The organism is Pararhodobacter aggregans (assembly GCF_003075525.1).
Taxonomy (GTDB): domain Bacteria; phylum Pseudomonadota; class Alphaproteobacteria; order Rhodobacterales; family Rhodobacteraceae; genus Pararhodobacter; species Pararhodobacter aggregans.
In genome coordinates this window covers 32,875-53,613 of record NZ_QDDR01000005.1, presented here as the reverse complement: position 1 = coordinate 53,613, position 20,739 = coordinate 32,875, and the positions used below count along the sequence as shown (strand labels likewise).

The window sequence follows — 20,739 nt, the reverse complement described above, 5'->3', positions numbered from 1 at the left end:
CGGCGCCCGGCGGAAGCGTCGGACCACTCAGGCCCGCAGCCGGATCTCCCGCGCGAGCTTGCGGGCCCATTCCGCATAGATCGCGGGCCCCGGGTGGAAGCCGTCGCGGGCCAGAAGGGCCGGGTCCAGATGCGCGGGATCGAAGGGCAGACGGTGCAGGGGAACGATCGACTCCGCCTCGAGCACGCGGTCGAGCTTGCGGGCCTGCGCGCCCAGCACGTTGCGCAGGGGGCGGGGCAGCAGCGGGAACCGCTCCATCGGCGGCAGGCCGGTACGCCAGACCTGCTGCGCACCGTGGCGCAGCAGATAGGCGGCGATGGCGCGCTGCTGGTCGCGGAACCGCGCGGGCGAGACCTGATGCGTCACGTCATTCACGCCCAGCGCCGTCACCGCCACGTCGATACGGCCGAGGTCGAGCTGCAAAAGCCGCTCCAGCGACTGGGCCGAGGTGGCGCCGGTGCGCGCCTCCAGCCGCCAATGCACGGTGAAATCCCGGGCGAGATCGGCGACCAGCCGCCCTGCCAGCGCCTCGTCCTGCGCGCCGACCCCGACCCCGGCGGCCGAGGAATCGCCCAGCACCAGCAGCCGCAGCACCGGCCCCTGTCCCGTCACCCCCTGTCGCGGCCCCGAGGGTTCCGGCAGCGCGAGGGCACGCAGCCGCACCGCGACGGCCTGCGGCAGCAGGACGGGCGAGAGGGCAAGGCGAACGGGAAACGAGGTCAGCATGACAAAACACCACCATGACCGGATATGTCGCCCCAGCATAAGCGCCAGAAAGGCTAACAGCCGGTTTACGGCGATAGCAGACGGGTTGCCTCGCCGCATCCCGCGTGATTGGCTGCGCCGAACTGAGGAGGAATGCCATGAAACGCGTCAAGGACATGGTGGCCGAGGCCAATGCGGTGATCGACCACGCCCCGGCGGCCGACCTGCTGGCGCTGCACGGGACCGAGGGTGTCACCTTCGTCGATCTGCGCGACCCGCGCGAACTGGAACGCGAGGGGATGATCCCCGGGGCCTTTCACTGCCCGCGCGGCATGCTGGAATTCTGGATCGACCCGGAAAGCCCCTATGCCAAGCCGCAGTTCCAGACCGGCAACCGGATCGTGTTCTATTGTGCCTCGGGCTGGCGCTCGGCGCTCTCGGCCAAGGTCGCGCAGGAGATGGGGCTGGCCCATGTCATGCACATCACCGACGGCTTCGGCGGCTGGAAGGCGGCGGGCGGCCCGGTGGGCCAGAAACCCGCCAAGGGCTGATCAGCCCGGCCGCAGGACCAACTGCGGCGCCCCGTCCGAGGTGCGCCGGGGCGAAAGCCCCTGCCCGTCGATCACCCCGTGCAGGACCCGGCGCAGGTTCGAGAAACTCTCGAACCGCACGGTGTCGATGGGATGGTCCAGCCGGATTGTCACGGCATGGCCCCTGCCTCGCCGGGCCATGGCCGTCAGCTGGCCGGTGAAGCGCTGGCCCAGATAGCGGCCGCTGACCCGCTGGCCGAGGGACCAGGGCGGCGGCGCGGCCCCGGCCAGCCGGGCGTGCAGCGTGTTCCAGTCGCGGGCCCCCTCCTGGCGGGCGACCAGCTCCAGCGCCTGGGCGTGGCTGATCGCCCGGCCCTGGTCGGCCAGCGCCCGACGCAGGGCCCTGGCCTGCGCCTTGGCTTCGGCGAGCGCGGTCATGCCGGGGCCTCCACCCGGGCCCGCCACCAGAGCATCAGCGCCAGCGTGCCAAGGCAGAGGTCGGCGAGCGGGAAGGCGTACCAGATCGCCCCCGCCCCCAGCGTCAGGCCCAGCCCGGGGATCAGCACCGGCATCAGCAGATAGGGCCGCGCCAGAGTCAGCAGCGCCGTGCGACCGGCCAGCCCCAGCGCCTGGAAATACATCGCCAGCACCAGAACCGGCCCCTGCACGATGTAAAGCGCCATGGTCGGCCGCAGGATGCCCGCGACACGGCCGGTGACCGCGGGATCGGTGACGAAAAGCCCGCCCGGCACCGCGCCGCCGCCGATCATCAGCGCCGCGACCGCGCCGCAATAGAGGGCCGAGGCCGCCAGCGCCAGCCGCAGCGCCGCGCCCGCCCGGTCCATCCGCCCGGCGCCTGCGTTGTTGCCGGCGATGCTCTGGGTGGCGAGGCCCAGCGCCATGATCGGCAGGAAGGTGAAGCCCAGCAGCCGGGTGACGATGCCATAGGCGGCAACCAGCGCCGGGTAATCCGCGCCCGAGGTGGCGCGCAGCGTGCTGATGACCAGCGCCGAGACCAGCGCGATCCCGGTGAAGCCAAGGCTCATCGGCGCGCCCAGCGTCAGGATGCCTCCCCAACCGCCCCACCACGGGAAGCGCCTCAGCGCCGCGAGCGGCAGCAGCGCGCCGCGCAGGCGCACCGCGACCAGCGCCGCCAGTCCCAGCGCCTGCGCGCCGATCGTGCCCCAGGCCGAACCCGCGACGCCACCTTCCAGTTCCACGATCAGCAGATAGTTCAGCGCGATATTGGCCAGCGTCACGCCTACCGACAGCAGCGCCATCAACCCGGCCCGCCCCTCGTTGCGCATCGCATCGCCGTGCAGGCCCAGCCAGAATTGCACCGGCGTCCCGCCCAGGGTGATCGCCAGATAGGTCCAGGCCATCCCGGCAATCGCCGGATCGCCCCCGGCCAGCCGCGCCGTGACCCAGCCGCCCGCCAGCGCGAAAGCGGCGATGAGGCCCAGCGCCAGCAGCAGCGCCAGCCCATGGGCGCGGGCAAAGACCGCGCCTGCGGCCCGGGCCTCGGCCGCGCCCAGATCGCGGGCCAGCAGGCTGGACATCCCGCCGCTGACCAGCGTGGCAAAGGCGATGGTCAGCATGGTGACCGGAAAGACGACGCTGACCGCGGTCAGCGCCCCGGTGCCGACGAAGCGGCCGAGGAACAGCGCATCGACCAGCGACAACAGGCCGCTCATCATCATGATGAGGATCATCGGCAGGGCATTGGCCCAGAACAGCCGAGTGATCGGCTGCGACAGAAACCGGTTCTCGGGTGCAAGACGGGACGGCATCGGCCCTTCCTCCGCTGAGGCCTGTCAACCGTGATGGGCGCCTGCATTGCCCACCGTCGACAGGCATCGAGGGTGAGGATCATCCGTCTTTCGGGCTTCACCGTGACTTGCGTCCGCAGGCGGCCGGTGCCCGACACCGTGCCGCCCCGCTACGCCCGCCGGGCGCCGCCGTCAAGTATTTTATCCGGGTAAAAAGAAACCCCCCGGACGCACGAGGTCAGCGTCCGGGGGGATATCCGGCCCTGGGGCCGAAATTCTCAGGCGCGGATCAGGCCGCGCGGCGCAGCATCCGGGCCAGCGCGATCAGCAGGCAGGCGCCGATGAAACCGACGATCAGCTGTCCGATCCAGCCACCCAGCGTGCTGCCCATGACCGCCATCAGGATGGCGTTCAGGATCAGCGCGCCGCCGATGCCCAGAATGATGTTCATCAGGATGCCCATATTCGAGCGCATGAATTGTTCGGCAAGCCAACCAGCGATGGCACCGATGACGATCGCTGCGATCCATCCAAGTCCGGTCATGATAGTCCCCCAGTTGGTAACGGGGCGTCGGGACAGCCCCGGCGCTTGCGGTGTTAACCACCAGCGCCGGAAAAAGTTCCCGTCCGGCCGAAATCCGCTCAGCGGGTTTCGGCCCTGCGTCGCGGATCAGTCGCGCAGCAGTTCGTTGATCGAGGTTTTCGAGCGGGTCTGCGCGTCCACCCGTTTCACGATCACCGCGCAATAGAGGCTCACGTTGTTCTTGGACGGCATCGAGCCCGCCACCACGACCGAGCCCGCCGGAACCTCACCATACATGACTTCGCCGGTTTCGCGGTCGACGATCTTGGTCGACTTGCCGATGAAGACGCCCATGCCCAGCACCGAACCCTCGCGCACGATGCAGCCCTCGACTACCTCCGAGCGCGCGCCGATGAAGCAATTGTCCTCGATGATCGTCGGGCCCGCCTGCATCGGTTCCAGCACGCCGCCGATGCCGACGCCGCCCGAGAGGTGGACGTTCTTGCCGATCTGGGCGCAGGAACCGACGGTGGCCCAGGTATCGACCATGGTGCCGCTGTCGACATAGGCGCCGAGGTTCACGAAGGACGGCATCAACACCACGCCCGGGGCGATATAAGCCGATTTGCGGACGATGCAGTTGGGGACGGCGCGGAAGCCCGCGGTCTTCCACTGGGCCGCGTCCCAGCCCTTGAACTTGCTGTCGACCTTGTCCCACCAGCTGCCGCCCTGCGGGCCGCCGGTCTGCACATCCATGTCCTGCAGGCGGAAGCCCAGCAGCACCGCCTTTTTGGCCCATTGGTTGACGTGCCAGCTGCCATCCGCGCCGCGTTCCGCCACCCTGAGCGAGCCCGAATCCAGCGCCGCCAGCGTCGCCTCGATGGCGTCGCGGGTCTCGCCCTTCGTGGCCGGGGTGATGCCGTCCCGGGCCTCCCAGGCGGCTTCGATGGCGGTTTCGAGTGCGGCGTTCGACATGGGGCTCTCTCCGGGTGCGTTTTCCCGGTTGCCTATACAATGAGCGACGGGGACAAACAACGTTCCCGGCTGCGCCTTCTTGACGCCGCCCGGCCCCGCAGACCCCCCGGCAGGACACCCGATGCACAGCGATTTCCCCTGCCATTGCGATGCTTTGCACCGTCGGCCCGCTGAGCGCGGTTCCGGAACGGCTGATCCCGGCGTGCGCCGATATCACTGGGGTCGAGAGCAGGTGCCTTGCGCCGGTTGAACACCGACCGCCCGAGGGCAGCGTGTCAGAACGCGTCGACAACCGTGACGTTCCGGATGCCCGGCGCCCGGCCCAGGATCGCCAGGGCCGCCTCTGGCGCCTCGGCGTCCGCCACCGGGTCGGCCCGATTGCGTCCCCGGATCCAATCAAAGAGGCTGAAGCGCGTTTCCCGACCCATCGAGATCATAGCGGCGCACCACAGCTCCGCCTGATCCTCCGAGGGCTGCCCCAGTTGACCGGCCAATCTGAAGGGCGCGCCCTTGCTGTCGAACGCGCAGGTCCACACCTCCTCGACCAGTTGTTCAACCGGCTCCGTGGCATGCCAACCCGCCGCCACCAGGAGGGATTGCACATAGGCAACCATCGCGCCAGAGGTCAGCGGTCCGCTGACCGCCCCAGCCGCGGCCTTGTTCACGTCGAACCGGACGAGTGTTTGCTGTGGCATGCTCATGCGGCCCTGTCCCGGGAAACGGGCTCGGGCGCGGGGTTCGCCCCGCAGAGCAGCACCGCGACTTTCTCGCCCGGCGTGGGCACATAGGCGCCGGAGAGGAGCGCCGCCAAAGCCGTGGCGCCCGCCGGTTCGACCAGCAGCCGCGCCTCGCGCCACAGCAGCTTCTGCGCCTCGATAATCGCGGCGTCGCTGACCAGCACCGACGGGATCCCCTGCCCCGCCGCCAGCCCGTAGCACAGCCCGCCGATCCGCCGGGCGCCCAGCGCGTTGGCGGCGACGCCCGAGACCTCCACATCGACCGGCCCGCCCGCCGCCAGCGCCGCGTTCAGCGCGCAGGAGGTCTCGGGCTCGACCGCCACGACCTTGCGCGCGCCCTGCCACCAGGCCAGCGATCCGCCGATGAGGCCCCCGCCGCCCACGGCGATCAGCACCGTGTCGGCCGATAGGCCCTGTTCGTCCCATTCCCGGGCCAGCGTCCCCTGCCCGGCCAGCGTGCCCGGCGCGTCATAGGCATGGACCTGCATGGCGCCGGTCTTCGCCTCATGGGCCAGCGCCGCCTCCAGCGCGTCGGCGTATTGGCCGGGCACCACGGTCAGCCCCGCCCCGGTCCGTTCGATCAGCGCGATCTTGGCCGGGCCCGCCATCTCGGGCACGAAGATCTGCGCCGGGATGCCCAGGCTCGCCGCCGCATGGCCCACCGCCGCGCCGTGGTTCCCGCCCGAGGCTGCAACCACGCCCCCGGCGGGCACCGGCCCCCGGATCAGCGAGTTGAAGGCGCCGCGGGCCTTGAAGGTGCCGGTGTGTTGCAGATGCTCCAGCTTGATTTCCATGGGGAATCCGCCCAGCGTGATCTCCATCACCGGGGTCCGCCTGACATGGCCCGCAATGCGCCCGGCCGCTGCCTCGATCTCTGCCCGCCAGTCCATTGCCGTCTCCGTTACTGGTCATCCGCGTGGCGGAACGATAGTCAGAGTGTCCCACGGAGGAAAGGGCCAGACCATGAATGACGACCGCCGCCACGCATTCCGTCACAGCCGCGAGGATCGCGTCGCCGCCGAGCAGGTGCCCGACACGCCGCAGACGCTGTCGCCGACCTATCGCCTGGCCTTCGCCGACGAGGAATTCCTCTGCCGCGATGAATTGCGCCCGGTGCGGCTGCAACTGGAGCTGCTGAAGCCCGAGATGGCGATGAACGAGGCCGGGGTCACCTCGACCGTGGTGCTGTTCGGCGGCGCCCGCATTCCCGCGCCCGAGCACAAGGACCGGGCCCGCACCCCGCAACTGGCGGCGCTGTCGCATTACTACGAGGAAGCGCGGATCTTCGCCCGCAAGATGACCGAAATTTCGCTGGCCGCGGGCGGCAACGACTGGATCATCGCCACCGGCGGCGGCCCGGGTGTGATGGAGGCCGGCAACCGCGGGGCGGAAGAGGCGGGCGGCAAGTCCATCGGTCTGAACATCGTGCTGCCGCATGAGCAGGCGCCGAACCGCTATGTCACGCCGGAATTGTGCTTCAACTTCCACTATTTCGCTTTGCGGAAGATGCATTTTCTGATGCGCGCCAAGGCGGTCGTCGTGTTCCCCGGCGGCTTCGGCACTTTGGACGAGATGTTCGAGTCGCTGACCCTGATCCAGACCCGGCGGATGAAGCCGATCCCCTATCTGCTGTTCGGCCGCGACTGGTGGGAAAAGGTCGTGAACTGGGACATGCTGGCCGAGGCCGGCACCATCGCGCATGAGGACCTGTCGCTGTTTCGCATGGTGGAAACCGCGGACGAGGCCATCGAGGCGATCATGGGCTGGGATCAGGCGAAATAGGCGTCCAGCATCCGGCGGTAGACGGCTTTCAGCTGCTGCACATGCGCGACCTCGACATGTTCGTCGGTCTTGTGCATCGACTGGCCCACCAGGCCGAATTCCACCACCGGGCAATGGTCCTTGACGAACCGCGCGTCCGAGGTCCCGCCCGAGGTGGACAGCGCCGGGCGCCGCTCGCAGACCGCCTCGACCGCGTCGGCCACGAGGTCGGTGAACCAGCCCGGTTCGGTGACGAAGCTCTCGCCCGAGACCTTGACCACCAGCGAGAAATCGACGCCGGTCTCCTCGGTCACGCGGGCGATCTCGCCCTCCAGCCAGCTGGTCAGGCTGGCGCCGCTGTGCAGGTCGTTGAAGCGGATGTTCAGCACCGCGCGGGCCTTGGCCGGGATCACGTTTGTGGCCGGGTTGCCCGTGTCGATGGTGGTCAGCGCCAGCGTCGAGGGGTCGAAGAGCGCGTTGCCCCGGTCCAGCTCATGGCTCGCCAGCCGGTCCAGAAGCCGCACCAGCGCCGGCAGCGGGTTCTTCGCCCGATGCGGATAGGCGGCGTGACCCTGACTGCCCCGCGCCTCGATCCGCGCGGTCATCGAGCCGCGGCGGCCGTTCTTCATCATCTCGCCCATCACCTCGGGGCAGGTCGGCTCGCCAACGATGCAATGGCTCATCCGCTCGCCCTGGGCCGCCATCCAGTCCAGCAGCGCCACGGTGCCGTCGGTCGCGTCCCCCTCCTCGTCGCCGGTGATGGCGAGGATCACGGCGCCGTCGGGCGGCGTCTCGCGCACGAAATCGACCGCCGCCGCGACGAAGGCCGCGACGCCCGATTTCATGTCGCAGGCGCCCCGGCCGTAAAGCCGCCCCTCGGCCAGCGTCGCCGAGAAGGGATCGAAGCGCCAGTCCGCCGGATTGCCGGGTGGCACGACATCGGTATGGCCGTTGAAGCCGAACGCCCGGTTCGCCCCCTTGGCCCCCCAGCGCGCGAACAGGTTCGCCGTCTCGCCCCGGTCGACCCGGGTGCAGACGAAGCCGGCCGCCGACAGCTCGGCCTCCAGCAGGCGCAGCGCCCCGCCCTCCTCGGGCGTGACCGAGGGGCAGCGGATCAGGCGGGCGGTCAGATCGACCGGATCGAGGGGCGCGGGCATGGCAGCCTCCGGAGAAAGCGATGCTGACCTGCTAGCCCAAGCTTTACGTCGCATCAAGAACCGGCCCAAACGCTCGCCATCATTGACGTATCGCACAGGAAAGGTCACACTTCACCTGTGGGTTGCATCGCAAATTGCATAGCCCCTAGTGCAGAACACAGATCATTAACTAATTTTGGGCAAACCGATCAGGCGATCAGCCGGGCATAACGTCGGACGGGCCGGGACCAACAGTCATGAGTGATGACATCATCAGCAACGAGACGCGGCTTACCCGAATCCAGGCGTTGGTGGTGGATATCCTCAACGACCTGCTGCGGGCGCCCATCGACCAGACTGACGCGGTGGTGCAGGAAGCCATCTCGCGCATCGGCGATTATTGCGTCCGCGACCGCGCCTATGTCTTCGTGAACCGCGGCGAGGTGTCGGACAACACCCATGAATGGTGCGCCGAGGGTATCGATCCGATGATCGAGCACCTGCAATCCCTGCCGATGGAGATGCTGGGCCCCAGCCTTGAACCCCTGCACCACGGCGAGCAGTTCAACGTCCCCGACGTGGCCCAGCTCGAACCCGGCTCGCCCTCGCGCGAGTTGCTGGAATCGCAGGCGATCCGCTCGATCCTGCTGGTGCCGATGATGTCCGAGGGCAAGATGTACGGCTTCGTCGGCTTCGACGGGGTCCGCAACACCCACGGCTTCCTGGCGGGCGAGGTCTATCTGCTGCAATCGGTGGCGGATGTGATCTGCTCGGTGCTGCTCAGGCGGGAAAAGGAACTGGCGGTCCGCGCCGCGCAGGCGGAACTGGCGGGCGAACGGGCCTTCCTGTCCTCGATCCTGGCAACCACGGCGATGGGGATCATCGTTTTCGACGAAGAGGGCGTGATCCAGTTCGCCAATGACGCGGCCGTCACGGTGATGGGCGTCTCTCTGGAACAGATGATCGGCAAAAGCCACGACGACGACGGCTGGCGCTACACGCGCGAGGACGGCACGCCCTATGTCAAGGGCGACACCCCGTTTGACCACACCATCGCCACCGGCCAGCCCTGGCCCGCCGAACGCTTCGCGCTGCATTGCCCGGACGGGCTGCGCTATTGCTCGGTCCATGCCGCGCCGGTGGTGGGCGGCGAGACCTCGACCGCGAGGGTGGTCTATGCCGTGCTCGACGTCACCGATCAGGTCCATGCCGACCGCCAACGGCAGGAGGCGCTGGAGGAAGCCAACCGCGCCAATGCCGCCAAGTCGAATTTCCTCGCCAAGATGAGCCACGAGATGCGCACGCCCCTGAACGGCGTTCTCGGCGTGGCCGAGGTGCTGGAGCGGCTGGTCAGCGACGCCGACCAGCGCCGCATGGTCAAGGTGATGCACGATTCGGGCGCGCTGCTGCTGAGCATCATCAACGACCTGCTGGACATGTCGAAGATCGAGGCCGACCTCCTGGAAATCGAGACGGTGCCCTTCATCCCGACCGATCTGGCCCAGCGCATCGAATCGGTGCACACGCTGAAAGCCTCGGAGAAGAAGATCTCGTTCGGCGTCACCCTGACCGGCGACGGCCAGGGCGCACGGCTGGGCGATCCCCACCGGATCCTGCAGATCCTGCACAATGTCATCTCGAATGCCGTCAAGTTCACCGAGACGGGCTCGGTCGGGGTGGATATCGACTGCACCTCGCCCCGGGGCATCACCCTGCGGATCCATGACACCGGCATCGGCATGACCGAGGCGCAGATGGCGCAGGTGTTCGAGGAATTCAGCCAGGCCGACAGCTCCATCGCCCGCCGCTTCGGCGGCACCGGGCTGGGCATGCCCATCGTCCGCCGCCTGGTCGAGATGATGCAGGGCATGATCGAGCTGAAATCGACCATCGGCAAGGGCACCGAGGTGCATATCTTCCTGCCGGTGCCGCGCACCGACATGCCCGAAATCCGCTACGCCGCGCCCGACCCGGCCGTGGTCACCGGATCGTCCGACCTGCAGGGGCTGCGGGTGCTGGCGGCCGACGACAACCGCACCAACCGGATGATCCTGGGGGCGATGATGGGGCAGCTGGGCATCGCCGCGGTGCTGGTGCCCGACGGGACCGAGGCGCTCAGGGCCTATGAGCGCGAGGATTTCGATCTGGTGATCCTCGACATCTCGATGCCGGATCTGGACGGCGTCTCGGTGCTGCGCCAGATCCGCGCCCGGGAAGCCGAGCGGGCGACCGCGCCGGGAGCCCGGCCCCCCGCGACGCTGCTGCCGATCGTCGCCTTCACCGCCAATGCGATGTCGCATCAGGTCGAGGGCTATCTGCAGGCGGGCTTCGACGATTGCATGACCAAGCCCCTGCAACTGGACCGGCTGCGCAGCGTCCTTGGCTCGCTGATCGCCGAACGCGGCCGCCGCCGCCCCTCGCCGCGCGGCGGGGTGATCCCGCTCAGGGCGACCTCGGGCTAGGAGCGGTTTCGCCCTCGTGCCTCGGGCGACCGGAAGCGGGGGGCTGCTCGCCCCCCGCGCCCCCTCGCCAAAGGGGGGCACGCCCCCTTTGGAAACCCCGTGGATATTTGACGAACAAAGATGAAGGGATGCGGGGTCGGGGCGGGTTGGCCGGTGCCCTGGCGAGAGGGATGGCCCGTGCCGCAGAGCCGGCAGCTTTCCCGGGGGCTGGTGCGGCCGGGCCTGCCGGTCGCCGCAGGGTCAGGATCACAGGGCGGTGCCGGTGTTGGCGGGGCCTCAGAAGGGCTCGCCGAAGCGGTTGGCCACCAGATTGTCCAGCGCCTCGATCAGCGGCTCGGCCTGCTCGCCTTTCGTGCGCACGCGGATCTCGGTGCCGCGCGAGGCGGCGAGCATCAGCAGACCCATGATCGAATCGCCCGAGACGCTCATCCCGTCCTTCTCGACCTCAGCCTGGGCGTCATGGGCTTCGACCACCTCGACGAACTTGGCCGAGGCGCGGGCGTGCAGGCCCTTTTCGTTGACGATCTTCAGCACGCGCTCGGCACTCATACGCCGCCCCCTCCGGTCTGCTCGTAACAATTGATGTACCGCCGACCGGCGTCGAGCGCCAGCGCCGCAGCCTCGGGCACCGGCAGGCGGCGCGACTTGGCCAGCTTGATGAGCATCGGCAGATTGGCACCATAGAGGATGCGCCGGTCGGGCGAGGAACAGGCCGGCATCGACAGGTTCGACGGCGAGCCGCCGAACATATCGGTCACCACGACCACCCCGTCGCCCATGTCCACCTCGTCGGCGGCCGCACAGATTTCGGCCTGCTTGCGCGCACGGTCATGGTCGTATTCGATGGCGATCGCGCGGATCCCCAGTTGCTTGCCCACGACGTGTTCCACGGCGGCGAGATATTCCCGCGCCAGACCACCATGTGCGACGATCACGATTCCGATCACGTCCTTACCCTTGCTTACCCGGCGCTGCCAAAGATTTGCGCCGATCCAGCTCCCTGTGCCTCTTTGACACCCGCCAGCCCTGTTCCGCAAGCGTCCGGGCCATTTTTTCTGCAAGTGCAACGCTGCGGTGCTTTCCGCCGGTACAGCCGAAAGCGATGGTGAGCGACGACTTGCCTTCATCGACGAAAGCATCGAGCAGCGAGGTCACCAGCCCCTCGACCCGTTCGAAGAAATCGGCAAAGCGCGGGTCGGCCTCGACATGGGCGGTGACCTCGGCCTCGCGGCCGTCGTGCTCGCGCAATTCGGGGATCCAGTGCGGATTGGCCAGGAAGCGGCAGTCGAACACCATGTCGACGCCCCGCGGCAGACCGCGCTTGTAGGAGAAGCTCTGCACCGACACCGACATCGGCCCGCCCTCGCGCGGGGCGAACCAGCGCCCGATCTCGGCCTTGAACTGATGCGGCGTCAGCGTCGTGGTGTCGATCAGCACATCGGCGCGTTCGCGAACCGATTCAAGCAGTTCCTGCTCGTGCTCGATGCCCGCGAGCGGGGCGCCATCCGGGCTCAGCGGGTGCCGGCGCCGGGTTTCGGAGAAGCGGCGCACCAGCACATCGGTGCTGCAATCGACATAGAGCAGGTCCGAGGCCACGCCCGGCGCACGGTGCAGCCGGTCGACCAGCTCGATCAGGTTCTCGGACGAGAAGTCGCGGTTGCGCACGTCGAGGCCCAACGCCAGCGGCCGGGGCAGCGGCGGGCCGTCCAGCAGGCGCGGGATCAGCGACATCGGCAGGTTGTCGATGGTCTCGAACCCCAGATCCTCGAGCGCGTCGATGGCCGACGACCGGCCGGCACCCGAAGGTCCGGTCACCATCACCACCCGCATCGCCGCGCCGCTATCCTGCATCCCGTCCGTCCATCACTGCAGACCTTGTAGATAATGGGCCAATCCGCGCGCGAAAGACGAGTCCGCCCGGCCGGGAAGACACGGTATCGTGACCCCCGAGATACATCTTTCAGCGGGATCGGGCAGGCGGCGCGGCGCCATCGCCATGTCGACGGCCAGCACCATGCGCGCCAGCCGTCGCGGGGCCAGCCTCAGGGGACCCAGCCCGCGCGCCTCGATCAGCCCGGCGATCGGGCGCGGCGCCCGGACATAGAGCGCGCCCCGGTCGGGGCAGAGCATCACCTGATCGTCGGCCACCAGTTGCGCCCCCTCGCCGATCAGCGCCAGCGCCAGCGTGGATTTGCCGCTGCCCGAGGGGCCGAGGATCAGCACCCCGCGCCCCGGACCGAAGGCGACGGCAGAGGCATGCAGGTTCGGCCCGTCGGGGATCAAAGCGGCAGGCCGACGACGAACCGCGCGCCCAGCGGCGGCGAATTCCGGTCGGCGTTGGTGGGGCGGATATTCTCGGCCCAGATGACGCCGCCATGCGCCTCGACGATCTGTTTGGAGATCGCCAGACCCAGCCCCGAATGGTTGCCGAAATCCTGCGGGCGTTCGGAATAGAAGCGTTTGAAGACCTTGGTCAGCGCGGCTTCGGGGATGCCGGGGCCGGTATCCTCGACCACCACCAGCACCCGGTTCTCGCGCTTGCGGGCCCAGATGCGGACCGCGTCGCCCTCGCCGCAGAAGCTGATGGCATTGGTGATGAGGTTGACGAAGACCTGCGCCAGCCGCGCCTCCAGCCCCTGGATCATGATCGCATCGCGCGGCAGTTCGGTGATGAATTCGACGCCCTTGGCCTCGGCCTCCTGCGCCAGATGCTGGGACAGGTTGTCCAGCGTCTTGCACAGGTTGAAGGTCTCTTCCTCTTCCTTGACCAGTTCCGAATCCAGCCGCGAGGCGTTCGAGGTGTCGGAAATCAGCCGGTCGAGGCGGCGCACGTCATGCTCGATCACATCCAGCAGGCGGGTCACCTGATCCTCGCGCTTGGCGACCCTGAGCGTGCCCACGGCCGAGCGCAGGGATGCCAGCGGGTTCTTGATCTCATGCGCCACGTCGGCGGCGAATTGTTCGTTGGCGTCGATCCGGTCGTAAAGCGCCGTGACCATGCCGCGCATGGCCGACGACAGGCGCCCGATCTCGTCGGGGCGGCCGGTCAGGTCGGGGATGCGGACCCGGCCCGGCGACATGCGCCGCGCGTTCTTGTCGCGGCCGAGTTCGGCGGCGGTGGCGAGGTCGGCCAGCGGGTTGGCGATGGTCGAGGCCAGCACCAGCGACAGCCCGACCGACACCAGCAGGGCCACGATGAACATCTGCAGCACCTGCTCGCGTTCCGAGCGCAGCATATGCTCGATCGTCTCGGGGATCTGCTGCATGACCACGCTGCCGACCGGCTGGCCATCGACCAGCACCGGCGCGGCGGCCAGCATGCGGAACCCGTCATCAAGGCGCAGCACGCGGCTGGACGAATGGCCCTGCATGGCTTCGGCGTGCAGTTCGGCCAGCAGGGTCGCGGGATCGGGCTGGGGCGACCGGTCGCCCGGCACCACCGCGGCAAGGCCCGACCAGATCGCGTCCAGAATGTCCGAGATCACCGTCAGGTGCTGATCGACCTCCAGCGCGTCAAGCGGCGTCGAACTGCGCGCGCCCGACCCCCGGCGCGCCGTCTCGATGCGGCCGTCCGCATCGAGGAGCAGCACCTCGGTCTCGGCGTTCAGGGTCAGCGCGTCGAGCGTCCCGGCCCTGAGGCGGCGGGCATCGGCGGTCGGATACGCGCCCGCATCGGGCACCAGCGCAGGCAGGACGCCCATGACATCGGCCAGCCCCTCGGCCTGGGTGACCAGCGCCACCTCATGCTGCCGGGCCAGGGAATCGCGGAACGGGTTGGTGAACAGCACGCCCGCGACCAGCAGGACCAGCGCCAGCATGTTGAACAGGATGATCTTGCGCGCCAGCGGCGACTGGAAGATCGAGAACAGGCCACGCCGGGCGCGGTGGATGCGCACCTCGGTGTCGACCGCGCTTTGCGGCCGAACCCAGTCGTCCCCAAGGACGACGTCGCTTCCGGGTGTCCCGGATTGCGTAGTCACCTGTGCCCCCACCGCCGTCATGTTCTGTTTCGGGACGATCCCTGCGGGATCGCCCCCTCAGGGCCATTTGTATCAGGCTTCGTTATACTTGTAACCGATGCCGTAGAGGGTCTCGATGGACGAGAATTCGTCGTCAACCGTCCGCATCTTCTTGCGCAGGCGCTTGATGTGGCTGTCGATGGTCCGGTCGTCGACATAGACCTGATCGTCATAGGCCACGTCCATCAGCTGGTCGCGCGACTTGACGAAGCCGGGACGCTGGGCCAGCGCCTGCAGCAGCAGGAATTCGGTCACGGTCAGCGTGACCTCGCGGCCCTTCCAGGTCACCGCGTGGCGCAGCGGATCCATGCTGAGCGAGCCGCGAACCATGACCTTGGTGTCCTCGGTCGTGCCGACCTCGTTCGTCTCGACCGCCTGCTGGCGGCGCAGGAGCGAGCGGATCCGTTCGATCAGCAGGCGCTGCGAGAAGGGCTTCTTGACGTAATCGTCCGCCCCCATCCGCAGGCCCAGAACCTCGTCGATCTCATCGTCCTTGGAGGTGAGGAAGATGACCGGCATCTGCGTCTTCTGACGCAGGCGCTGCAACAGCTCCATGCCGTCCATGCGCGGCATCTTGATGTCGAGGACCGCCATATCCGGCAGCTTTCGATTGAAAGCGTCCAGTGCCGATTGTCCGTCGTTATAGGTTTCGACCTCGAAACCTTCGGCCTCGAGCGAGATCGAGACCGACGTCAGGATGTTCCTGTCGTCATCGACAAGTGCGATCTTTGACATGTGCCTGTCCTTGTAAGCTGCTCACTTGGTCTTTTTTTGGCCTCATTCTGTGGATTTCCCCACCGAGAATCAACCGAATAGTCAACAAGACCCCGGGGACTGAGTCCAAAATAGCGCGGTCACGGTGAAGATTTCGCTTATCGGAACGCCGCTCCACCTTCGCATGCGACAGTTTGCGATAACAGCGGCATGTTGGCGCTAAAGGCGGAAATGCGTCCTGTTCCTCCGCGAAATCGCCATGATATAGGCCAAGTGTCGGTCGAGGAGACCGTTCACCGGACCGCCCGAGGCAGGGGGCTGATCCGGATTTTCCAATTTCGAGGCCACACGGCGGCCCGACGAAGGAGCGAGCACTATGACTGGACGCGTCAACCCCAAACAGCGGCTCGAGGATCAGGGCATCACCGGGCTGGGCTCGGTCGCCTATAACCTCATCGAGCCTGCGCTGGTGGAAGCCGCCCTGAAACGCGGCGAGGGCACCCTGGGCAAGGGCGGCTCGTTCCTGGTGACGACGGGTCAGTTCACCGGCCGCTCGCCCAAGGACAAGCACGTCGTTCGCACGCCCTCGGTCGAGGACACGATCTGGTGGGAAAACAACAAGCCGATGGCGCCCGAGGCTTTCGACCGTCTCTATGAAGACATGCTCGCCCATATGAAGGGCCGCGATTACTTCGTGCAGGATCTGTTCGGCGGCGCGGATGCCGAACATCGCCTCGATGTACGCGTTGTGTCCGAACTCGCCTGGCACAGCCTCTTCATCCGCCACCTGCTGCGCCGCCCCTCGCGCGAAGAGCTCGAAACCTTCGTCCCCGAATGGACGATCATCAACTGCCCCTCGTTCAAGGCCGACCCCGAGCGTCACGGCTGCCGCACCGATACCGTCATCACGCTGAACTTCGACAAGCGGGTGATCCTGATCGCCAACACCGAATACGCGGGCGAGAACAAGAAATCGGTCTTCACGCTGCTCAACTACATCCTGCCCGGCAAGGGCGTGATGGCGATGCATTGCTCGGCCAACCACGCCATCGGCAACCCCGACGATTCGGCGGTGTTCTTCGGCCTCTCGGGCACCGGCAAGACCACGCTCTCGGCCGATCCCTCGCGCACGCTGATCGGCGATGACGAGCATGGCTGGTCGGAAAACGGGATCTTCAACTTCGAAGGCGGCTGCTACGCCAAGACCATCAACCTCTCGGCCGAGGCCGAGCCCGAGATCTACGCCACGACCGAGAAGTTCGCGACAGTGATCGAGAACATGGTGTTCGATCCGGAAACGCTGGACCTCGACTTCCAGGACAGCAGCCTGACCGAGAACATGCGCTGCGCCTATCCGCTGGAGTATATCTCGAACGCCTCGGACTCGGGCCTGGGCGGCACGCCGCGCCACGTCATCCTGCTGACCTGCGACGCCTACGGCGTCTTGCCGCCCATCGCCAAGCTGAGCCCGGCGCAGGCGATGTACCACTTCCTGTCGGGCTTCACCTCGAAGACCCCGGGCACCGAGCGCGGCGTGGTCGAGCCCGTGCCGACCTTCTCGACCTGCTTCGGCGCCCCCTTCATGCCGCGTCGGCCGGAAGTCTACGGCAAGCTGCTGCAGGAAAAGATCGCGGCCTCGGGCGCGCAATGCTGGCTGGTCAACACCGGCTGGACCGGCGGCGCCTTCGGCACCGGCAAGCGGATGCCGATCAAGGCGACCCGCACGCTGCTGACCGACGCGCTGAGCGGCTCGCTTGAGAAAGCCGCCTTCCGCAAGGACCCGAACTTCGGCTTCGAGGTTCCGCTGGCCTGCACCGGCGTCGATCCCTCGCTGCTGGACCCGCGCACGACCTGGGCCGACCCGGCCGCCTATGACGCGCAGGCCAAGAAGCTGGTGCACATGTTCTCCGAGAACTTCGCGCAATACGTCCCCTATATCGACGAGGACGTGAAGGCCGCCGCCATCGGCTGAGCCACCCTCACCGCGATCAGACAAGGCCCGGGTTCCGCCCGGGCCTTTGTCATCGGTGCAGGCTCCCGAGGTTTTGACCGCCTCCTCGCCCGCGCCGCGCCACGGCGCCGGTGACTTGCCATGGGCCATGGGCTACAGCTGTGCCATGACCCGCTTCCCTCTGCTCATCGCTGCCCTGTGCCTGACCGCCGCGTCCGCTGCCGCCGAGGTCCGCGGCCCGGTGGCGCCCTCGGTCGTCACTCTGGTCGGCGGCCTGTTCTGCGCGCCCGAGACCGCCGGGCGCCGCCCCGCCCCCGGCACCATGGACGGCTGGGTGCATGTCCCGGCCGAACCCATCGTGCTGGTGGCGGAAAGCGATCAGGCGCCGATGGTCCTGGGCATGGGGTTTGGCGTGCGCTACACGCTGGCCGCCGGCGCCCCGGCGACCGTGACCTATACCGTCACCCATCCGCCGATCCCGCCCAGCAACATGAGCGTCGAAAGCTGGGACAGCGAGGCGCCGCTCGACGGCGGCGATTCCTTCTTCTTCCAGTTCGACCGGCCGGAAGAGATGGTGCCGGGCGAATGGACCTTCTCCGCGTCGATGGCGGGCGAGGTGCTGTTCACCGTCGCCTTCCAGGTGCGCCCGGCGTCCGACCTGCCGGCGCTGGCCCATCTGTGCCGCGCGCCGCAGATGCTGTCCCTCAGCCGAAGAAGCCCTTCCGCAAGAGGTTGAGCGCGCTCAGCGCCAAGAGCAGCAGCGTCCAGCGCTTGAAGCGCACCGGGTCCATGCTGTCATGCGCCTTGTAGCCCAGCCACATGCCGATCCCCGCGGGCACCAGCATGGCGGCGGACAGCTTCGCCGTCTCGGCGTTCAGCACGCCCGAGCGGATATGCGCGACCGTCAGCACCACCGCACCGATGGCGAAAAGCACCGACATCACGCGCACCATCTCGGTCTTCTCGACCTTGGCGGCCAGCAGGTAGACGATGGTCGGCGGCCCCCAGACCCCCGAGATCCCGCCATAGAGCCCGCCGACGAAGCCGGTCAGCGCCTCGATCGGGTGGCGCCAGCGGCGGGGAATGTCGGGGGCCCAGCCGCTCAGCTGGAGACCGGCGAAGAACAGCACCGCCGCGCCCAGCAGCAGGAACATCACCTGTTGCGGCAGGACCAGCACGAAGGGCGCGGTAATCAGGATCCCCGCCACCGTCGCCGCGATCAGCCGCCAGAAGGTCCTGCCCGCCGCCAGGGCCGGGGCCCAGCCGTGGCGCAGGGCCTGATGCGCGTTGGTGGCCAGCACCGGCAGGATCAGCGTGGCCAAAGCCACCGGCGCGGGCATGAAGGACGGCAGCACCGCGATCAGGATCAGCGGCATGGCAAAGCCGATGGCGCCCTTGACGAAACCCGCGCCCAGCGTCACCGCCGCGGCCAGAAGGAAGGCCCAAAGCGGCAGACCCGCAACCAAGGTATCCATATATCAATCTCCCTGACTCGGCCCCTGTCTATCGCGCGCGGAAAGCCACCGCACGTCCAAAGTTATCGCGACATATTCATGCGATTGGCGATGCTCCGACGAATTAATGTTGCGCTGCAATTGCGAAGGGGCTATCGCTGCACCAGCATCTACAGGTTCGCCACAGGAGTCCCTCATGCCCCATGACGGCCAGGACATGACCGCCCCCGCCCCGCTGCTCGCCGATCTTTCGGCCCGCGTCGCCGCGCTGCAGGCGCCGCTCGACACGCTGCTCGCCACGGCCACGACGCAGCTGCGGGCGATGGTCTCGGACGGCGGCAAGGTGCAGGCGGCGCTGATCGACCGCCACCAGCGTGCGGCGCATGGTCTGGCGTGGCTCGCGACCTATGTGGAATCGATCCGGCAGATGGGTGCCTGGGCCGACCGCCTGTCGCATTCGGGCAGCTTCGGCGAAATGGAGGCGCTGATCCTGCAGATCGGCACCGGCGAATATCTGGCGCAGATCCTGGGCGGCATCCCGATGAACCAGGGCGAGATCCTGCGCCCCTCGGACATCGGCTTGACCGCGGCCGACCTTGCCCCCTTTGCCGACAGCCCGATCCTGGCCGGCAATTCGCCCGAAGCCCGGGCCCGGCTGGTCGCCCTGATGCGCGAGAACCACGGCCGCGCCACCTTTGGCGCGACGGGACTGGACGAGGAACTGGAGATGATCCGCGACCAGTTCCGCCGCTTCTCGGACGAGAAGGTCGCGCCCTTCGCCCATGAATGGCACCTGAAGGATGACTTCATCCCGATGGCGATCATCGAGGAACTGGCCGAGATGGGCGTCTTCGGCCTGACCATCCCCGAGAATCTGGGCGGGTTCGGTCTGTCGAAAGCCTCGATGGTCGTGGTGTCCGAGGAGTTGAGCCGCGGCTATATCGGCGTGGGCTCGCTGGGCACCCGGTCCGAGATCGCCGCCGAGCTGATCCTCGCCGGTGGCACCGATGCGCAGAAATCGGAATGGCTGCCCAAGATCGCCTCGGCCGAGATCCTGCCGACCGCGGTCTTCACCGAACCGAACACCGGCTCGGATCTGGGCTCGCTGCGCACCCGGGCGGTGAAGAACGCCGACGGCGATTATGAGGTGACCGGCAACAAGACCTGGATCACCCATGCCGCGCGCACCCATGTGATGACCCTGCTCGCCCGGACCGACCCGAACACCAGCGATTACCGCGGCCTCAGCATGTTCCTGGCCGAAAAGACCCCGGGCGATGACGCCAACCCCTTCCCGACCCCCGGCATGACCGGCGGCGAGATCGAGGTGCTGGGCTACCGCGGCATGAAGGAATACGAGCTCGGCTTCGACGGGTTCAAGGTGAAGGGCGAGAACCTGCTGGGCGGTGAGGAAGGCAAGGGCTTCAAGCAGCTGATGCAGACCTTTGAATCGGCCCGCATCCAGACCGCCGCCCGCGCCATCGGCGTGGCGCAGAACGCGCTGGAAGTCGGCATGCAATACGCCGAGGACCGCAAGCAGTTCGGCCGCGCCCTCATCAACTTCCCCCGCGTCGCCGACAAGCTGGCGATGATGGCGGTCGAGATCATGATCGCCCGCCAGTTGACCTATTTCAGCGCCTGGCAGAAGGACCACGACAAGCGCTGCGATCTGGAGGCGGGGATGGCGAAACTGCTGGGCGCCCGCGTCGCCTGGGCCGCCGCCGACAACGCGCTGCAGATCCATGGCGGCAACGGGTTCGCGCTGGAATACCAGATCAGCCGCATCCTGTGTGACGCGCGGATCCTCAACATCTTCGAAGGCGCGGGCGAGATCCAGGCCCAGGTCATCGCCCGGCGCCTGCTGGACTGACCCACCCCATCTTTGTTCCCCAAGTATCCACGGGGTTTCCAAAGGGGGGCACGCCCCCCTTTGGCGAGGGGGCGCGGGGGGCGAGCAGCCCCCCGCCCTTGCCTCTCTGGGGGCGAGCAGCCCCCCGCCCTTT

General features: G+C 67.8%; 21 protein-coding genes. 6 read left to right on the top strand and 15 right to left on the bottom strand.

Features of this window, described 5'->3' with window-relative positions; translation table 11 throughout:
- Nucleotides 1-27 precede the first annotated feature (27 nt).
- Nucleotides 28-726 (bottom strand): SGNH/GDSL hydrolase family protein, encoded by a 699-nt coding sequence (locus DDE23_RS10805; RefSeq protein WP_107753605.1) that lies wholly within the window; start codon nt 724-726, stop codon nt 28-30.
- A 137-nt stretch (nt 727-863) separates the two neighbouring features.
- Between DDE23_RS10805 and DDE23_RS10800 the strand changes: the two genes are divergently transcribed.
- Nucleotides 864-1,256, top strand: a complete 393-nt coding sequence (locus DDE23_RS10800) for a rhodanese-like domain-containing protein (RefSeq protein WP_107753603.1) — start codon at nt 864-866, stop codon at nt 1,254-1,256.
- Here DDE23_RS10800 and DDE23_RS10795 read toward each other — a convergent pair whose 3' ends face one another.
- The 6 genes from DDE23_RS10795 to DDE23_RS10770 all read right to left on the bottom strand — a co-directional run bounded on the left by DDE23_RS10795 (nt 1,257) and on the right by DDE23_RS10770 (nt 6,129).
- Entirely contained in the window at nt 1,257-1,673 is a 417-nt protein-coding gene (locus DDE23_RS10795) for a glyoxalase superfamily protein (RefSeq protein WP_107753602.1), read from the bottom strand.
- The gene (locus tag DDE23_RS10790; RefSeq protein WP_107753600.1) at nt 1,670-3,025 is read right to left on the bottom strand and encodes an MATE family efflux transporter; all 1,356 of its coding nucleotides are present in this window, start codon (nt 3,023-3,025) and stop codon (nt 1,670-1,672) included. Before DDE23_RS10790 ends, DDE23_RS10795 begins: the two co-directional genes overlap by 4 nt.
- 268 nt (nt 3,026-3,293) lie before the next feature.
- Nucleotides 3,294-3,548 carry a GlsB/YeaQ/YmgE family stress response membrane protein gene (locus DDE23_RS10785; RefSeq protein ID WP_107753598.1) on the bottom strand — a complete coding sequence of 85 codons (255 nt, stop codon included), beginning with the start codon at nt 3,546-3,548 and terminating at the stop codon, nt 3,294-3,296.
- A gap of 126 nt (nt 3,549-3,674) precedes the next feature.
- Nucleotides 3,675-4,502 carry a 2,3,4,5-tetrahydropyridine-2,6-dicarboxylate N-succinyltransferase gene (dapD, locus tag DDE23_RS10780; protein WP_107753596.1) on the bottom strand — a complete coding sequence of 276 codons (828 nt, stop codon included), beginning with the start codon at nt 4,500-4,502 and terminating at the stop codon, nt 3,675-3,677.
- 275 nt (nt 4,503-4,777) lie between these two features.
- Nucleotides 4,778-5,203 (bottom strand): hypothetical protein, encoded by a 426-nt coding sequence (locus DDE23_RS10775; protein ID WP_107753594.1) that lies wholly within the window; start codon nt 5,201-5,203, stop codon nt 4,778-4,780.
- Entirely contained in the window at nt 5,200-6,129 is a 930-nt protein-coding gene (locus DDE23_RS10770; protein ID WP_107753592.1) for a serine/threonine dehydratase, read from the bottom strand. Before DDE23_RS10770 ends, DDE23_RS10775 begins: the two co-directional genes overlap by 4 nt.
- Before the next feature lie 73 nt (nt 6,130-6,202).
- On the opposite strand from DDE23_RS10770, the gene DDE23_RS10765 reads away from it, so the two are divergent.
- Complete coding sequence (locus DDE23_RS10765; protein WP_107753590.1) at nt 6,203-7,021, top strand: LOG family protein; 819 nt, start codon at nt 6,203-6,205, stop codon at nt 7,019-7,021.
- Here DDE23_RS10765 and dapE read toward each other — a convergent pair.
- Entirely contained in the window at nt 7,009-8,157 is a 1,149-nt protein-coding gene (gene dapE / locus DDE23_RS10760) for a succinyl-diaminopimelate desuccinylase (RefSeq protein ID WP_107753588.1), read from the bottom strand. The two genes, DDE23_RS10765 and dapE, sit on opposite strands and share 13 nt — an antisense overlap.
- Nucleotides 8,158-8,393: 236 nt before the next feature.
- Between dapE and DDE23_RS10755 the strand changes: the two genes are divergently transcribed.
- A complete protein-coding gene (locus DDE23_RS10755) occupies nt 8,394-10,598 on the top strand; it encodes an ATP-binding protein (RefSeq protein ID WP_107753586.1) in 2,205 nt (734 codons plus the stop codon).
- A gap of 276 nt (nt 10,599-10,874) precedes the next feature.
- On the opposite strand, the gene DDE23_RS10750 is transcribed toward DDE23_RS10755, so the two are convergent.
- The 6 genes from DDE23_RS10750 to DDE23_RS10725 are packed head-to-tail and all read right to left on the bottom strand — an operon-like array spanning nt 10,875 to nt 15,352.
- Nucleotides 10,875-11,147, bottom strand: coding sequence for an HPr family phosphocarrier protein (locus DDE23_RS10750; RefSeq protein ID WP_107753585.1), 273 nt, complete (start codon nt 11,145-11,147; stop codon nt 10,875-10,877).
- Nucleotides 11,144-11,545 (bottom strand): PTS sugar transporter subunit IIA, encoded by a 402-nt coding sequence (locus DDE23_RS10745; RefSeq protein ID WP_107753583.1) that lies wholly within the window; start codon nt 11,543-11,545, stop codon nt 11,144-11,146. Before DDE23_RS10745 ends, DDE23_RS10750 begins: the two co-directional genes overlap by 4 nt.
- Before the next feature lie 4 nt (nt 11,546-11,549).
- Entirely contained in the window at nt 11,550-12,449 is a 900-nt protein-coding gene (gene rapZ / locus DDE23_RS10740; protein WP_107753581.1) for an RNase adapter RapZ, read from the bottom strand.
- A gap of 12 nt (nt 12,450-12,461) precedes the next feature.
- Nucleotides 12,462-12,821, bottom strand: a complete 360-nt coding sequence (locus DDE23_RS10735; protein WP_238149960.1) for an HPr kinase/phosphorylase — start codon at nt 12,819-12,821, stop codon at nt 12,462-12,464.
- A 56-nt stretch (nt 12,822-12,877) separates the two neighbouring features.
- Nucleotides 12,878-14,599 carry a sensor histidine kinase gene (locus DDE23_RS10730; protein WP_107753579.1) on the bottom strand — a complete coding sequence of 574 codons (1,722 nt, stop codon included), beginning with the start codon at nt 14,597-14,599 and terminating at the stop codon, nt 12,878-12,880.
- A 51-nt stretch (nt 14,600-14,650) separates the two neighbouring features.
- Nucleotides 14,651-15,352, bottom strand: coding sequence for a response regulator transcription factor (locus DDE23_RS10725; protein ID WP_107753577.1), 702 nt, complete (start codon nt 15,350-15,352; stop codon nt 14,651-14,653).
- Nucleotides 15,353-15,707: 355 nt separating this feature from the next.
- Between DDE23_RS10725 and DDE23_RS10720 the strand changes: the two genes are divergently transcribed.
- Both DDE23_RS10720 and DDE23_RS10715 read left to right on the top strand, forming a co-directional pair.
- A complete protein-coding gene (locus DDE23_RS10720; protein ID WP_107753575.1) occupies nt 15,708-17,303 on the top strand; it encodes a phosphoenolpyruvate carboxykinase in 1,596 nt (531 codons plus the stop codon).
- A gap of 145 nt (nt 17,304-17,448) precedes the next feature.
- A complete protein-coding gene (locus DDE23_RS10715) occupies nt 17,449-18,018 on the top strand; it encodes a DUF3859 domain-containing protein (RefSeq protein ID WP_157958008.1) in 570 nt (189 codons plus the stop codon).
- Here the strand turns inward: DDE23_RS10715 and DDE23_RS10710 are convergent.
- Nucleotides 17,987-18,757, bottom strand: a complete 771-nt coding sequence (locus DDE23_RS10710) for a sulfite exporter TauE/SafE family protein (protein WP_107753571.1) — start codon at nt 18,755-18,757, stop codon at nt 17,987-17,989. The two genes, DDE23_RS10715 and DDE23_RS10710, sit on opposite strands and share 32 nt — an antisense overlap.
- A gap of 175 nt (nt 18,758-18,932) precedes the next feature.
- Here DDE23_RS10710 and DDE23_RS10705 point away from each other — a divergent pair, with 175 nt between their 5' ends.
- Nucleotides 18,933-20,606 (top strand): acyl-CoA dehydrogenase family protein, encoded by a 1,674-nt coding sequence (locus tag DDE23_RS10705; protein WP_107753569.1) that lies wholly within the window; start codon nt 18,933-18,935, stop codon nt 20,604-20,606.
- Nucleotides 20,607-20,739 lie beyond the last annotated feature (133 nt).